2 protein-coding genes (1 of these 2 cut by a window edge) are annotated in these 17,889 nt (G+C 69.1%); both read left to right on the top strand.

What is annotated here, in order from left to right; genetic code table 11:
• Nucleotides 1–8,196: an amino acid adenylation domain-containing protein gene (locus ACFW3F_RS12205; RefSeq protein ID WP_388057592.1), complete on the top strand. Its 8,196-nt coding sequence runs from the start codon at nt 1–3 to the stop codon at nt 8,194–8,196.
• Nucleotides 8,193–17,889, top strand: the start of a protein-coding gene (locus ACFW3F_RS12210; RefSeq protein WP_388057594.1) for a non-ribosomal peptide synthase/polyketide synthase. Its footprint extends 30,632 nt past the window's final position; only the first 9,697 of its 40,329 coding nucleotides appear in the window; it begins with the start codon at nt 8,193–8,195; its stop codon lies off the right edge, out of view. The genes ACFW3F_RS12205 and ACFW3F_RS12210 overlap by 4 nt, the downstream gene beginning before the upstream one ends.

The raw sequence follows: 17,889 nt of genomic DNA on the forward strand, positions 1-17,889 counted from the left end.
GTGGCAATCGCCGATTACCGTGCTGATACGTCGGGTGACGTGGACGAGACCATTCAGGTCCTGCCGCTCACCGCGGCGCAACGCGGCATGTGGTTCGCCGAGTCGCTGTCGTCCGAGTACTCGGTCAACATCGCTCAGTACGTGGACATCCGCCATACGCCGGGCGGATTGGACGTCGATCTCCTCGCCCGGTGCTGCGTCGAAGTCGGCAAGCTCGTCGAATCACCGTTCGTCCGTCTGACCGAGATCGACGGAATCCCGATGCAATACGTCGACGTCGACTTCGATCAGACCGTCGACATCCTCGACTTCCGTTCCGAGTCCGACCCGGTCGCGGCCGCGATGGAGTGGATGCAGGCGGAGTACCGGCAGTCGGTCGATCTTCTCAACGACCAGTTCATCGTCATCGCGATCCTGTTGATCGGGGACGATCGTACGTTCTGGTACAACCGTGCCCACCACATCATCATCGACGGCTATGCAGCCCTGTCGATCATGCGTCGCACCGTCGACCGGTACAACGCCCTTCGGCGCGGTGAGGAACGGCGGGACAAGGCGCCGGCCACGATGGCCGACATCGTCGCCTACGAGGAGACCTACCAGGGCAGCACCCGGCGTGAGACCGACCGCGCGCACTGGCTCGAACGTGTCGCAGACCTACCGGAGCGGGTGACACTGTCGAAGGTCGGCACGACCGGTTCGCTGTCGTTCGACAACGTCGTCTCCAGCGCCGCCCTCGATCCGGAACGGCAACGCCGATACGAGGCCCTGGCCGGCGACCTGAACAGCTCCCTCGCGGTGCTGATGACCTCCGCGTTCGGTGCGTTCCTCGCGCGGATGAGCAATCACGACGACATCGTTCTCAGCCTCCCGGTCACCGGCCGGGCCACCGCCAGGATCAAGATCTCCGGTGGCATGGTGTCGAACATCCTGCCGATCCGGCTCCGCGAGGTGGCGTCGAAGTCGGTCCGCGAGCTGATCTCGACCGCGCAGCTCGAACTGACCGGCGCACTGCGTCACCAGCGCTACCGCTCCGACGACATCCGCCGCGACGCCGGCCTCGACCAGAGCTCGGTCTCGTTCGGGCCCACCATCAACATGGTGTTCTTCGACGAACAGGTCGCCATCGACGGCACCGACATGGAGTACCGGATCCTGACGTCGGGCATCCTCGAGGACCTGCTGATCAACCTGTATCAGTCGAGTCCCGGCGCTCCGCTCGTCGTCGACCTGCACGGTAATCCGCAGCTCTACTCGCCCGGGGAACTCGACGCACTGCATGAGCGGTTCCTGACCTTCCTGGACCGGTTCCTGTCGGTCCAGGCGCTCGACACCCCTGTCGCCGATGTCGACCTGCTCGTCGATCGCGATCGGCGGCTGCTCGATTCCCTTCCGCAGCCGGTACCGCGGGCGACCACGCCGACCCTCGTCGAGATGTTCGACGACGTCGCGACCGCCCATCGTCACCGGGGAGCGGTGTCCGACGCCGACGGCGTGACCCTGAGTTATGCCGAACTCGCCAGCCGTTCGGACGCGGTGGCGCGCTCGCTGCGCGCACGCGGCATCGGGACCGGCGATCTGGTGGGGGTCGCGACGGCGCGCGACACGAGCCTTGCGGTCGTGATGCTCGCCGTGCTGAAGGCAGGCGCGGGGTACCTCCCGCTGGACACCGGCAATCCGGAGGAACGCCTGCGCCACATCGTCGACGACGCGGCTCCGGCATGCCTGGTCGTCTCCGATGGCGACCGGCCCGGCTGGGCGGGGGAGTGCGAGGTCGTCGAGACCGGGCAGCTCGTCGCCGAGGCCCAGGCCCCCGAGGTGGCCGCGCTCCCGGCGCCGCGCGGACCGGGAACACCCGAGGCCACGGCTTACGTCATCTACACTTCCGGGTCGACCGGGGCGCCCAAGGGCGTCGAGATCGTGCACCGCAACGTCGCCACACTGCTCGCCGCGGCCTCGGCCGACTTCGACTTCACGCCCGAGGACGTGTGGTCGGTCTTCCACTCCTACGCCTTCGACTTCTCCGTGTGGGAGATCTTCGGTCCGCTGCTCACCGGTGGGCGCGCCGTGATCGTGGACCGGATGGTCGCTCGCGCGCCCGCCGAATTCCTGCAGTTGCTCGCCGACGAGGAGATCACGGTGGCCTCCCTGACGCCGTCGGCGTTCAGCATCGTGGCCGATGTCCGGCGGCGGACCGGGACGCCATTGGCGTTGCGGTACATCGTCTTCGGGGGCGAGGAGTTGCGCTTCGACGAGGTACACAACTGGTACGAGTCCTTCGGGGACCAGATCGAACTCGTCAACATGTACGGCATCACCGAGACGACGGTCCACGTCACCTACCGTCCGCTCGACCCCGATCTGGTCCGCGGCGAGAGCGCAAGCCTCATCGGTCGTCCTCTGAACTCGTTGGGCCTTCGCGTCCTCGACAACCGCCTGCGCCCGGTGCCCGAGGGTGCCGTGGGCGAGATCTACGTCGTCGGTGGACAACTCGCGCGCGGGTATCGCAACCGCCGCGGTCTCACGGCCACCCGGTTCGTCGCCGACCTGCATGGGACCGGCGAGCGGATGTATCGCTCCGGCGATCTCGGGCGACGCATCGGTTCCGACATCCAGTATCTGGGGCGCGCCGACACGCAGGTGCAGTTGCGCGGATTCCGGGTGGAACTCGGCGAGGTCGAATCGGCTTTGCGTGCGGTGGACGGGGTCGCTGCGGCCGCTGCGGTGGTCACCGATGCGGCTTCGGTCGGCGGGGCGAAGCTGATCGGTTACGCGGTCACCGAATCCGATTGCGGGCTCGATGAATCCGCGATCCGAGAGCAGGTTCGCGCCCACGTGCCCGGCTACATGGTGCCCGACGTCGTCATGCTGATCGACGAGCTGCCCCTCACCGCGAACGGCAAGCTGAACCGGCAGGCGCTGCCCGCGCCCGTCTTCGCCCGTGACGAGCGGGTCGCCTACGTCGCGCCGTCGACCCCCCGCGAGCGCGAAGTGGTCGCGATCGTCGAAGAGCTGCTCGACATCGAGCCGATCGGTCTGCAGGACAACATCTTCGCGCTCGGCGCGGATTCGCTGACCGCGGCCCGGCTGGCCTCACGACTGCGTACCGTCGCCGGCCTGGACATCAAACTGGCCAATGTCTTCGAGAGTCAGAGCCTCGGCGACATCATCCGGGTCGCGACGCCGGTGACCGACGACGCCGCGACGCGTCGACCGGAGCTCGCGCCGCAGCCGCGTCCGGACCGGATTCCGCTGGCGTTCAGTCAACGTCGTCTCTGGTTCATCAACCGCCTGGACCCGACGTCGGCGGCGTACAACATCCCCGGTGCGGTCCGTCTCGGCGCCGATGTCGATCCTTCCGCGCTGGCCGCGGCCATCGACGACGTCATCGCGCGACACGAGCCGTTGCGGACGACGTTCCCGGACGAGGACGGGGAAACCTTCCAGTTCATCCATTCGGCCGAGGCGGCCGCCGCGGCCCGGCTGTTCGACGTGGTCGACGTGGCTCCGGTGGACACCGAGCGCAGGCTCGCCGACTTCGCCGTCACCGGCTTCGACCTGAACTACGAATACCCGGTCCGCGCGCGCCTTTTCCGCGCTGCGGCGGCCGACGGAACGCTCGACCACGTCCTGATCGTGGTCATGCACCACATCGTCGGCGACGGCGCGTCGCTGGGCCCGCTGATCACCGACGTACTGACGGCATACGCCGCTCGGCTCGCGCACTCGCAGCCCACCTGGCGTCCGCTGCCGGTGCAGTACGCCGACTACGCACTGTGGCAGCGCGAAGTCCTCGGGGAGCCGTCCGACGAGACCTCGCTGATGTCGGCGCAGCTCGACTTCTGGCGCACCGAACTCGCGGGGATGCCTGAGCTCATCTCGTTGCCCACAGATCGGGCCCGACCCGTCCGGCCCTCCGGCACAGGCGGTTACGTCGACACCGTCCTCGACGCCGACACGGTGGCGCGGTTGCACGCGGTCGCCGCCCAGCACGGAGTGACCGTGTTCGCGATCTTCCACGCTGCGCTGGCCGTGATGCTGTCGCGACTCAGCGGCGGCGACGACGTGGCGATCGGCACCGCGATCGCAGGCCGGGACGAGCCGGAGCTCGCAGACCTGATCGGTATGTTCGTCAACACACTCGTGCTCCGCACACGCGTGCATCCCGACACCGATCTCACCAGTCTGCTCAACGAGGCCAATCACACTCGCGCGCAGGCGCTCAGCAATGCCGACGTGCCGTTCGAGCAGGTCGTCGACGCGGTGGGTGCACGCCGTTCCACGGCGCATTCGCCGCTGTTCCAGGTCGAACTGGTCATGCAGCACGATCAGGTCGAGCGGCTCTTCGAGGACGAGGCGGGCATCAGTCTCATCGACGCGCGCGCCCCGTTCGCCAAGTACGACCTGTCGCTCAGCGTCGTCGAGTACTCCGACGCCGGCGACCACGCCGGTCAGATCTCGGTCGCCTTCGGATACGCGCGCGACCTGTTCGACGAATCCACCATCGAACGATTCGCGCGTCACCTCCACCACGTACTGGGTGCGATGGCGGATTCGCTCGAGACCGAGGACGCGGGGCGGTCGCTGCGCGTCGACGACCTGTTCGCCTTCCCCGAGGCGGAGGTGGAGACGGTCCGGGGCTGGTCGCGGGGTGCCCCGCGCGAGCTGAGCGAACCCGACCTGGCGGGCGCACTGCTGGCCGGGTATCGACGAGATCCCGATGCGGTCGCGCTGGTGTTCGCCGACCGCACCGTCACCTATGCCGAATTCGCCGCGCGCGCAACCGCGCTGGCACGCAAGCTCATCGACGACGGTGTCGGCCCGGACGTCGCGGTTGCCGTGTGTATCCCGCGATCGGTGGAACTGCTCGTCGCGGTACACGCGATCGTGCTCGCGGGTGGTCAGTACGTACCGCTCGACACCGAGGCGCCGGTCGATCGCGCCGACTACATGCTCGAGACCGCCGGTACCACGCGAGTGCTCGTCGGGCCGGGGCCGCGCCCGGCCGTGGTCGACGACCTCGCCGATCGTGTGACGGTCACCGAGGTCGACGCCGCCGCAGAGCCGGACCCGGGGACCGAACCGTTCGTACCGGCCGAGCGTCGTGGGTCGCTGAGTCCGGAGAACGCCGCGTACACGATCTTCACCTCCGGCTCCACCGGACGGCCCAAGGGCGTCGTGGTGTCGCATCGCGCGATCGTCAACCGACTCGACTGGATGCAGGAGTACTACACCCTCACCCAGCGGGACGTGGTCTTGCAGAAGACTCCGGTGACGTTCGACGTGTCGGTGTGGGAACTGTTCTGGCCCTTCATCTCCGGTTCCCGGCTGGTGGTCGCGGCGCCCGGCGGTCACGGGGATCCGTCCTACCTCGTCGACATCATCCAGAGCGAGGACGTGACGACTCTGCACTTCGTGCCGTCGATGCTGTCCACTTTCCTCGACGTGGTCGGTGCGGACCGGCTCGCCGAGCTGAGTTCGCTGCGTCAGGTCTTCACCTCGGGCGAGGCCCTGACCGCCTCGACCGCGAGTGGTCTGCGCACCACGTTGCCCGCAGTCGGGTTGCACAACCTGTACGGACCGACCGAGGCGGCCGTCGACGTCACCGAACACAATGTCCGCGGTTCGGAGACCGTCGTACCGATCGGGCGACCGGTGCCGAACACCACGATCCACGTCCTCGACCACCGGCTACGACCGCTCCCGGTCGGGGTTCCCGGCGAGATCTACCTCGGCGGCGTCCAGTTGGCGCGCGGATACGTGTCGCAGGGCCGTCTCAGTGCCGAACGCTTCGTGGCCGACCCGTACGGTCCGCCCGGATCGCGTCTGTACCGCACCGGCGATCTCGGCAAGTGGAGCGCGGCGGGCGAGATCGAGTACTTGGGCCGCAACGACTTCCAGGTGAAGTTGCGCGGTCAGCGGCTCGAGCTCGGTGAGATCGAATCGGCGCTGATGTCGGTGCCCGGCATCGTCCACACAGCGGTGACGGTCGCCGATCTCGCCACCGGACAGAGCCTCGTGGCCTACTATTCGCCCGACTCGATCACCCCGGCCGACGCCCAGTCCCATCTGGCCGGGACGGTGCCGGAGTTCATGGTGCCGACGATCTGGATGCCACTGGCGACCATGCCGCTGAACTCGGCGGGCAAGGTCGATCGAAAGGCGTTGCCCGCGCCGGTGATCGAGACCGCCGCGTTCGTCCCGGCGAGTACCGAGACCGAGCGGGTCATCGCCCGGGTGTTCGCCGATGTGCTCGGCGTGGATCGGATCAGCGTGGCCGAGTCGTTCTTCGATCTCGGCGGCAACTCGCTGAGCGCGACCAAGGTCGCGGCCCGGCTGTCGGCGGACCTCGAGGTCGACATCCCCGTCGCCGCGGTGTTCGACGCGCCGTCGGTGCGGGCCATGGCGACGTTCGCCAGCGACCACGGAACTCCGTCGCGCCGTCCGCGTCTGGCGGCACGCACGCACGGCGACCGCGCGCCGCTGTCCGCCGTGCAGCGCGGGATGTGGCTGATCAACCGGGCCGACCCGGCGTCGCCTGCCTACAACGTCGCGATGGCGCTGCGGCTGTCGGGACAACTGGACACCGACGCCATCGGTGGTGCCATCGAGGACCTGGTCGATCGCCACGAGTCGATGCGCACACGTTATCCGCTGGTCGAGGGCGAGCCGATCCAACTCGTGCTCGGCCGGGACGCCGCGCTGGAGCTCCTCGAGCGCAGCGTCGTCGACGTCGACGGTGATCCGGTCCCGGTGATCGCCGAGTTCACCGGACGCGGCTTCGACGTCACCGTCGCGCCGCCGCTGCGGATGATGTTGCTGCGGCTCACCGAGACCGAGCACATCCTGGTGTTCGTCGTGCATCACATCACGGCCGACGGCGCGTCGATGCTCCCGCTGGCCACCGACGTGATGACCGCCTACTCCGCGCGGGTGGCCGGCCGGCGGCCGGACTGGCAGCCACTCGCGGTCCAGTACCTGGACTACACGCTGTGGCAGCAGGAGGCCCTCGCCGTTGCCGGACCCGACGGGACGACCGAGGCGGACCGGCAGCTCGCGTACTGGGTGGACCGTCTGCGTACCGCGCCCGCCCGGCTCGAATTGCCGACCGACCGTCCGAGGCCTCGGACACCGTCGTTCATCGGCGACGAGGTGCGGTTCGACATCGACGGCTGCCTGGTGCGCAAACTCGACGCGGTGGCCCGCCAGCACAACGCGACGCTGTTCATGGTGATGCAGACCGCACTGGTGGTCTTGCTGAGCCGATTGACCACTCAGCGCGACATCGTGATCGGCACGCCGTTCGCCGGGCGGGGTCAGCCCGAGCTCGACGGCGTGGTCGGCATGTTCGTCAACACGCTGGCCCTGCGCTCGCGGCTGCAGGACGAGGAGAAGTTCGCCGAGCTGCTCCAGCGCGTCCGCGACGAGGATCTGGCCGACATGGCGAACGCCGAAATCGCGTTCGATACGATCGTGTCATCTGTTATCTCCTCGCCGCCCACCAGTTACAACCCGATCTATCAGGTGATGTTCGCCTATCAGAACTTCACCATCCCCTCGCTCGACATGGACTCGATGACGATCGCACCGGTATCCGAGCAGTTGACCCCAGCCAAGGTGGATCTCCAGCTCACGTTGTTCCCGGACGACTTCGATGCACGGGCAGCAAAGGACGCTGATTCAATGACGGGCCAGTTGATCTACGCCGCCGACATCTTCACCAGGGGCACTGTCGAGACGTACGCACAGCGCTATCTGCGCGTTCTCGAGGAGGTGTCGGAGAACCCGCAGGTGCTGGTGGGCGACATCGACATCGCCACCGCAGCCGAGCTGGCGGTGGCCGTCGAGGACGCCGGTGCCGAACTCGCCGTCGCCCTTCCCGATCTCGTCGCTCGTGCCGTGGCCGTACAGCCCGATGCCGTCGCCGCCGCACACGCCGGCGCGGAGGTAACGTTCGCGGTGCTGTCGTCGATCAGTGATGCGATGGCTGCCGCACTACCCGACCCGGACTCGGCCCTCACCACCGCGCTGATGAGCCTGCTGCCGGGCCTTGCGGTGTCGGGGCCCGACGCGCTCGGTGATGTGCTGGGCGAGCTCCGCACCAACGCCCTCCGAACTCTGGACGGGGCCGTGTCCGGAGGCGGGCCCCGCGGGAACGAAGCAGTGCAGTCGACCAAAGGAATGACTCAGACGTGACCGATGTCGATTCAACGGCCTCCAACATCTCTCTCACCTGGGGCTCGCGGCCTTCGACACTGCACCTGATCGCCTTCTCGGCCGGCGTGGCACCTTCCGAGACCGCCTATGAGGCGGCGTCCGGGCCGGTCACCTTCGGTGAGCTGTACGCGCGCGTGTCGGCGACGGCCAACGTCTTCATCGCCCAGGGCCTCGACACCGAGGCGGCCGTCGGCGCCGGCGTCACCCAGACCGAGGCCGCGCCCGGGCGTGCACCCGCGGAGATCGCCGATGCGACCCGTCGCGCGCTCGCGCTGATCCGATCGCGTGCGCTGGAACTCATCGGCAGCACCGATCTCGGTTCTCTGCCCGGGTTGTTCCGGTCCGCCGTAGCGCGGTACGGCGATCGGCCCGCGGTCAGTGACGCGAGTGGGACCCCGGTGTCCTACCGCGAGCTCGACGAGCGGTCCGATGCGCTGGCCGGGGGACTCCGTGCGGCCGGAGCCGGCCCCGGCAGCCTGGTCGGTGTGGCGCTCCCGCGCCGGACCGAACTGATCGTCGCCCTGCTCGCCGTGCTCAAGACCGGCGCGGCCTACCTGCCTCTCGACCGGACCCAACCGGTCGCCCGCGCACAGTCGATCATCGACGATGCCGCGCCGCTGCTGGTCCTCGCCGACACCGATCTCGCCGCGACGTGGGACGCGATCGACACGCGTTTCGTCACGCCCGACGACGTGGTCCGAGATGCCGACCCTTCGAGACGCCCCTCCGCAGGCTCCGGGGCTCCTCAGGGAGCGGAGAGAGAGCGACCGTCTGCGGGCTCCGGGGCTCCTCAGGGAGCGGAGGGAGAGCGACCGTCTGCGGGCTCCGGGGCTCCTCAGGGAGCGGAGGGAGAGCGACCGTCTGCAGGCTCCGGGGCTCCTCAGGGAGCAGGGCGGCCGGTCACTCTCGACGACCGGTTGCCGGCCTACCTGATCTACACCTCCGGTTCGACGGGCAGACCCAAGGGCGTCGTCGTCTCGCATCGTGAGGTCGTCGCCTTGATGAAGGCCGCGGCGGAAAAGTTCTCGTTCGGCCCGGATGACGTCTGGACGCTATTCCACTCGTACGCCTTCGACTTCTCGGTCTGGGAGATCTGGGGCCCCCTGGTCACCGGTGGACGCGTCGTCGTGGTCGACCAGGACACGACACGAGACCCGGACGGTTTCGTCGAACTCCTCGAGACCGAGCGCGTCACGGTGCTGAGCCAGACGCCGTCGGCCTTCTATCAACTGATTACCGCGCAGCGACACAAGCAAGCATCATTCACGTTGCGCTACATCGTGTTCGGTGGCGAGGCGCTGAGTTTCGAGCAGGTCCGTCGCTGGTTCGACGACAACCCGGCCGACCCGGCGCAGCTGGTGAACATGTACGGCATCACCGAGACCACGGTGCACGTCAGCTACCGCGCGCTCGACCGCGACGCGGTGTCGGCGGGTGACGCCTCGTTCATCGGGGCACCGCTGTCGTCGCTGGACATCCACATCCTCGACTCGCGTCTGCGTCCGGTTCCCGAGGGCGTCATCGGTGAAATGTACGTCACCGGAACGCAACTCGCTCAGGGCTATCTCCGGCGCGCCGGGCTCACTGCGACGCGATTCGTCGCGAATCCGTTCGCTCTCAACGGCTCCGGTGATCGGATGTACCGGACCGGCGACCTGGCACGTCGGGTCGGCGAGGACATCGAGTACCTCGGTCGCGGCGACGCGCAGGTCCAGCTCCGCGGGTTCCGCATCGAGTACGGCGAGATCGAGGCGGCGCTCGTCGGTCTCGACGGGGTCTCGGCGGGTGCGGCCACCGTCGTCGACCTGCCCGACCGGGGCGAGATCCTCGCCGCCTACGTGGTTCCCGAGTCGGGCGTCGAAGTCGACGAACAGCTCGTCCGCCGCCGCGTGGCGCAAGCCGTACCGGAGTACATGGTCCCCGACGTCGTGATGGCGGTCGAACGGCTGCCGCTGACCCAGAACGGCAAACTCGATCGCGGCGCGTTGCCGCGCCCGGTGCTGGCGTCGACGACCGAGTTCGTCGCACCCGGGAACGACACCGAGGCAGCGCTGCGGGACATCTTCGCCGAAGTGCTCGGTCTCGAGGACATCAGCGTCGTCGAATCGGTGTTCGACGTCGGCGGCAACTCGTTGCTGGCCGCCCGGATCGTCGGTCGCGCCGCCGAGACGCTGGGCGTCGACCTCACCGTCCGTGACCTCTTCGATGCCCCGTCGGTTCGCGACCTGGCGCTCGCTGCGGCCTCGAAACAGCCGGGCCTCCCACCGATCGAGCCGGTCACCTCCCGCCCGGACCGCATCCCGTTGTCGCTCGCGCAGCAGCGCATGTGGTTCATCAACCGATTCGATCCGGCCTCGCCCGCCTACAACATCCCGATGGTCCTGAGGCTGTCCGGGAATGCCGACGCCGACGCTCTGCGCGCGGCGCTGCTCGACGTCATGACCCGCCACGAGGTCCTGCGGACCACCTATCCCGAGGCCGACGGCGACGCCTACCAGCTCGTCCACGAGCCGTCGGCGGCGGCCGCGATGCTCGACTGGCGCGAGGTGTCCGCGGCGGACCTGCCCGAGGTGATGCTCGGTGGGTTCGATCTCGTCACGGAACTTCCTGTGCGCGTGGGCTTTTCCCGCATCTCGGAGACCGAGGCGGTCCTCGGGATGGTCGTGCATCACATCTCGTGCGATGGCGAGTCCTTGGCGCCACTGGTGACCGATCTGATCACCGCGCACACCGCGCGGGTCGCCGGGCAGGCACCCGGCTTCCAGCCGCTGCCGGTCCAGATGGCCGACGTCGCCCTCTGGCAGCGGCGGGTGTTCGGCGCCGCCACCGACGACTCGTCGCTCATCGGTGCGCAGCTGCAGTACTGGGCGCGGCAACTCGACGGCGCGCCCGACGTGCTCGATCTTCCCACCGACCGACCTCGTCCTGCGGTCGCCTCCCAGCGCGGCGCGCGCATCGAATTCAGTGTGCCGCAAGAAGTGTCGGAGCGTGTCGCACGCCTGGCCCGGGATCGTGGGCTGACGCCGTTCATGGTGGCGCACGGTGCGCTCGCGGTGCTGCTGTCGCGCCTGTCGGCGACCGAGGACATCACCGTCGGCACGCCGATCGCCGGTCGCGGGCAATCCATCCTCGACCCGATGGTCGGCATGTTCGTCAACACGCTGGTCCTCCGCACCGGTGTCGACCTGTCGGCCGGCTTCGGCCGGTTGCTCGACGACGTCCGCCGCACCGATCTCGAGGCGTTCGCCAACGCCGACATCCCGTTCGAGGCCGTCGTCGAACGGGTCAACCCGCTGCGCACGGAGGCCTACGCGCCGCTCGCGCAGGTGTGGCTCGCCTTCGACCAGTCGGCGATCGCCGATCTCGCCTCGCAGACGCTCACGATCGGCGAGGCCGGCGGCCTGGCCGTCACGCCCGCCGAACCGCAGGACCTGTCCGCGCGGGTGGATCTCACCGTCGGAATCGCCGACAACGGGGACAACTGGCAGGGTTCGGTGCTCTATGCGACCGATCTCTACGACGCCGAGTCGGTGCAACTCTTCGCCGACCGGTTCGTCCGCCTCCTCGACGCCCTGACCGCCGACCCCGCTGCGCCCGTCGGCGATGCCGAGCTCATCACCGCTGCCGAACACGACGTCCTCGAGCGGTGGGGCGGTGGCGCCGACGCCGCTCTCCCGGAGCCTTCCGTCACGGTCGCCGACGCCCTGGCGGAGTCCTTTGCCCGCAACGCTTCTCGTCCGGCGATTCGTGCCGGCGGCCGCACCCTGGACTACGCCGAGTACGGCGCGCTGGTCCACGCCTTCGCGCAGCGCCTCCTCGGATACGGAGTCGGGCCCGACGTGCCGGTTGCGGTGTGCGTGCCGCGATCGGTCGAGATGCTGGTCGCGATCCACGGGATCGTTCTCGCCGGCGGAACCTATGTGCCGCTCGATCCCGAGGCGCCGGCGGACGTCGTCCGCCGGCAACTCGCGCTGTCCGGCGCGTCGACGGTGGTCATCGCCGGCGCGATCCCGGAGTGGACCGAGTCCTTCACCGGGTCGGGAACCCTCGTGACCGTTGGTCTCGACGACCTGGCGACCGCCGCGTCCGACGTCGTGACCCCGGCGGATCGGCATGTCTCGCTGCGCGCCGGGCATCCGGTGTACACGCTGTTCACCTCCGGTTCGACCGGACAGCCCAAGGGCGTGACGGTCACCCACCGCGGCCTGCACGACATGCTGTCCTGGTTCGGTGCCTACACCGGCGACCCGGCGGACGAACGGGTGCTGGTGAAGACGCCGTACACGTTCGATGCCTCCGTGTGGGAGCTGTTCTGGCCCTTCGTCGCCGGCGCCACCGCCGTCGTCGCGGCACCCGACGGCCACCGGGATCCGGCTCATCTCGCCCGCGTCATCGCCGACGAGCGGGTCACCTCGGTACAGTTCGTCCCGTCCCTGCTCGCGGTGTTCCTCGACGAGACCTTCGACCCCGCAACCGGTCTGTCCTCCGTCCGTCAGATCTTCACCGGCGGTGAGGCTCTCACTCCCGCGGTGACGCAGCAGACCCTGGCGGCCGCGCCGCACGCGGTGATCGTGAACCAGTACGGCCCCACCGAGATGACCGTCGACGCGACGATCGCCACGCTGACCGAACCCGTGGACGTCGTGCCCGTCGGGCGCCCTGCCCCCGGTCTGACCGCACGAATCCTCGACGCACGTCTGCGTCCGGTCGCGCCCGGCGTGGCCGGCGAGCTGTATCTCGGTGGCGCGCAGATGGCGCGCGGCTACGCGGCCGCGCCGGCACTGACCTCTCAATCATTCGTCGCTGATCCCGCCGGACCAGCCGGTGCCCGGTTGTACCGGACCGGCGACCTCGCCCGCTGGCGCGCCGACGGCGACATCGAATACCTCGGTCGTACCGACTTCCAGGTGAAGATCCACGGTCAGCGCATCGAACTCGGCGAGACCGAGGCCGTACTGGCAGCGGCGCCGGGCGTGGTCTCGGTGGCGGCGGCGGTCACCACGACCGTCGCCGGTGACGCACTCGTGGCCTACCTGACGGGTCATCCGGGTGACACCGTGGACGTGGATGCCGTGCGGGCCTTCGCCGCCGAGCGACTACTCGCGCATCTGCGCCCGACATTGTGGGTCGTCCTCGACGAGATGCCACGCAACGCCTCGGGCAAGGTGGACCGCCGGGCGCTGCCCGCACCCACCGTTTCCGAGTCCGAGATGGTCGAGCCCGCCACACCCGCCGAGCGCACTCTCGCGGGGGTCGTCGCGGACGTTCTCGGTGTCGACCGGGTCTCGGTCGCCGAATCCTTCTTCGACCTCGGCGGCAACTCGCTGGCCGCGATGCGCGTGGCTGCCCGTGCCGGCGCCGCGCTCGGCGTCGAGGTCACCGTCCGCGACCTGTTCGACGCGCCCAGCGTGCGCGAGCTCGCGCAGCGCGTCGCCGACCGCGTTCCCGGCCTCCCGCCGGTGACCGCGGTCTCCCCGCGCCCGGACGAGATCCCGCTGTCCTATGCGCAGCAACGGATCTGGTTCATCAACCAGTTCGACACCGCATCGGCGGCCTACAACATCCCTATCGCCCTGCGTCTGCGCGGCAAGCTCGACCTCCCGGCGCTGCGAGCCGCGATGGTCGACGTCGTCGAGCGTCAGGAAGTTCTCCGGACGGTGTTCCCGTCGATCGACGGTGCACCGCGGCAGGTCATCGGAGACGCCGCCGGAGTCGGAGCCGAACTCGACTGGGACGTCGTCGACGACGAGTCGGAGCTGTTCGCGGCTGCCGCCGCCGGTTTCGACGTCTCGGTGCAACGGCCGATCCGGATCCGGGTCCTCCGCGTCGATGATCTCGAACACGTCGTTCTCATCGTGATCCACCACATCGCCGGCGACGGCGAATCGATGCGTCCGTTGGTCACCGACGTCGTCACCGCGTATGTCGCACGTTCCCAGGGGCGTTCGCCGAACTTCACCGACCTCGAGGTGCAGTTCGCGGACGTCGCACTCTGGCAGCGTCGTGAGCTCGGCTCGATCGACGACCCCCAATCGCGGGTGGCGGCCCAGGTCGACTACTGGCGTTCCACGCTGGCCGGACTCCCCGAAGTGCTCGACCTGCCCGCCGATCGTCCGCGTCCCAAGGTCGCGTCGATGGCAGGCGCCGAGGTCGGGTTCGAGATCGACTCGGCAACAGCAGGTCTCGTGCGCGAGCTGGCCGCCGAGCGCGGCGTGACCGAGTTCATGGTCATCCATGCGGCACTGGCGGTGCTGCTGTCCCGTCTCTCGGCCACCGACGACATCGCCGTCGGGACCCCGATCGCGGGACGCGGTGACGCGGCCCTCGATCCGCTCGTCGGCATGTTCGTCAACACCCTGGTGCTGCGGACCGTGATCGACCCGGGCCAGCGTTTCACCGACCTGCTGGATGCGGTGCGCGTCACCGATCTCGACGCCTTCGCGCACGCCGACGCGCCCTTCGAGGCGGTCGTGGATGCGCTCTCGCCGTCGCGCTCCGAGGCTTTCGCGCCGCTCACCCAGATCCTGCTGACCGTGGATCCCACTCCCGCGGACCCGTCGACGCTCGTCGCCGACATCGACGATCTGGCAGTCGAAGTGGTGGAGACGGAAGAGAACTCGGCGAAGGTCGACCTGACGGTCGGTCTGCGCGCCGGCCGCTCCGGATCCTGGGTCGGTCGCGTCAACTACGCCACCGATCTGTTCGACGAGGCGACCGTCGCGCGGATGATGGAGCGCTTCGCACGGTTGCTGCACGACCTGGTCACCGACGCCACCGTCACCGTCGGTGACGCCGAGATCCTGGAACCGACCGAGCGCGATGTGCTCACCCCCGTCGGCCGGCGGCCGGCGACTCCCGCTGCACCGCTGGCGGACCTGTTCGCCGAGGCGGTCGCGCGCGCCGGTGTCGATCGCCCGGCAGTCGTCGATCCCGAGCGGTCGCTGACCTACGGCGAACTCGACGCCGAGTCCTCGCGCCTGGCCCGCCACCTGCTGGCACAGGGCATCGGCCGCGGCACCCTGGTGGCGCTGCTCATCCCGCGCTCGGTGGACCTCATGGTGGCGATCTGGGCGGTTGCCAAGACCGGGGCCGGATATGTGCCGATCGACCCGGACTATCCGGCCGACCGTGTGGCGCACATGATCTCCGATTCGGGTGCGACCGCAGGGCTCACCCTCACCGGTGTCGCCGACGTGGCCGCATTCGGCGGCCGGTGGCTGCACCTCGATGCACCAGAGGTGTCCGAATCCGTTGCCGGACAGCCCGATGGTCCTGTCGGCGAGTCCGATGGTCACGCACCCGTGCGGATCGACGACACCGCGTATGTGATCTACACCTCGGGATCGACCGGTCTGCCCAAGGGCGTCGCCGTGACGCACGGCGGCCTGCGGAACTTCGGCGTGGAAGCCGTCAAGCGATCCGGGATCTCCGCGGAGTCGCGCGTACTCGGTTTCGCGTCACCGAGTTTCGACGCCTTCGTGCTCGAGTACCTGCTCGCCTTCACCGCCGGCGCGGCCGTCGTCTACCGGCACCGTGACGCGGTCGCCGGCGCGCCGCTCGCGGAGTTCATGCGCGACCAGCGGGTCACCCACACGTTCCTGACCCCCACGGTGCTGGCCTCGCTCGATCCGGCCGAACTGCCGCATCTGGCGACCGTCTGGGCCGGCGGCGAGGCCGTGCCCGAGGGGCTGCGCGACCGGTGGAGCCGGTTCGTCGCCTTCCGCAACGTCTACGGTCCGACCGAGACGACCATCGTCATCACCGTCGCCCCGCCGACCCAGCCGGGCGAGCCGCTCCACATCGGACCGCCGATCGACGGTGTCGATCTGCTGGTGCTCGACCGTCGACTGCGCCCGGTGCCAGTTGGGGTCGCCGGCGAACTGTACGTCAGCGGTCCTGCTCTCGCCCGCGGCTACCTCGATCGCCACGGCCTGACCGCCGAGCGCTTCGTCGCGAACCCGTTCGGCGAACCCGGGGAGCGGATCTATCGCACCGGAGACATCGTGCGCTGGGCGTACGACCCCGACGGCTCGCTGTCGGTCGACTACGTCGGACGCAGCGACGACCAGATCAAGCTCCGCGGCCTGCGTATCGAACTCGGCGAGATCGAGAACGCCCTCACCGATCACCCGGCCGTCGCCTCCGCGGTCGTCGTCGGCGTCGATGCAGATGGCGGACTCGCGGCCAGCGGGCAGTCGGTGGTGTCGGCGCTCGCCGCGTACGTGGTACTGCGCGAGGACGCCGAGATCGCTACTCTGCGCGACCATCTCGCGGATCGACTGCCGCTGTTCATGGTGCCCGCGAGCATCGCCGTTCTCGACACACTTCCGCTGACCCCGGTCGGCAAGCTGGACCGCCGCGCGTTGCCGACGCCGACGATCGAGATCGAATCCGACCACGTCGCACCGGAGAACGCACTCGAGCAGCAGCTCGCATCGATCATCGCCGGACTACTCGGACTCGAGCGCGTCAGCGTCACCGACTCCTTCTTCGCGCTCGGTGGCGATTCCATCATGTCCATCCAGGTGGCGTCGGCCGCGCGTGCGGCCGGGATCGACGTGTCGCCCCGGGACATCTTCGAACACAAGTCGGTTCGCGCGATCGTCCGCGCCGTCGGCGCGCGCGGCGAGCGGGTGCCGGCCCTCGAGGAGCTGCCCGGCGGGGGGATCGGCCCGATGGCCGTGCCGCCCGTGGTCGCGTGGATCCTCGACCAGACCGATGAGGTCACCGACTTCGAGGACTTCTCCCAGTCGATGGTGCTCACCGCTCCGACCGGTCTCACTGTCGAGATCGCCCAGGAACTGCTCACCCAGGTCGTCGCAGTACACCCGATGCTCGCTGCGGCCGTCGAATCCGGGCCGTCCGACGGTGAGTGGCGGATGCGCACCGGTGTCGCACCGCTGCATCCCGACGCCGTGAGCGCCCGCACGAGCCCGGTGCGGACCGGCGAACCAGGTTTCCATGACACTGTCGTCGAGGCGTTCGAGGACGCCTCCCGTCGCCTCGACCCGACCGCCGGGCGGCTCGTCGCGGCCGTGCTGGTCGTCGACCCCGACGGCGACGCGCGTCTCGTGGTCGTCATCCACCACCTCGGCGTCGACGCCGTCTCGTGGCGCGTGATCATCGAGGATCTGCTCACCGCGTGGGCGCAGCACCAGGCGGGTCAGCCGTTGTCGCTGCGCCCGGAGGGCACCTCAGCGCGCGCGTTCGTCGCCGCGCTCGACGCCCAGCGGGCCGATCGCACTGCCGAACTGGACTACTGGCTCGACCGCTCCCCGGCGCGGGTCACCGATCTCGGGGGCGAGGTGGATCGCGAACGCGACCGCATGTCGACCACCGAGACCGTCGTGCACACCGTTGATTCCACAGTCACCGAGGCGCTGCTCACCACCGTTCCCACCGCTTTCCGTGGCAACGTCAACGATGCGCTCGTCGCCGCGCTCGCCCGTGCGGTCCGCTCGTGGCAACAGGCCCGCGGCATTGCCGACGACACACCCGTCACCCTCATGCTCGAGGGCCACGGGCGGTACGAAGAGGCGCTCCTACACGGAGTCGACCCGCGCACCGTGGACCTGTCACGGACCGTGGGTTGGTTCACGACGATCGCCCCGGTGGCCGTCGACGTGCACGGCGATTCACTGCGTACCGTCAAGGCGGCCAAGGAAGAACGAG

The organism is Gordonia sp. NPDC058843, from assembly GCF_042743165.1.
Taxonomy (GTDB): Bacteria; Actinomycetota; Actinomycetes; order Mycobacteriales; family Mycobacteriaceae; genus Gordonia.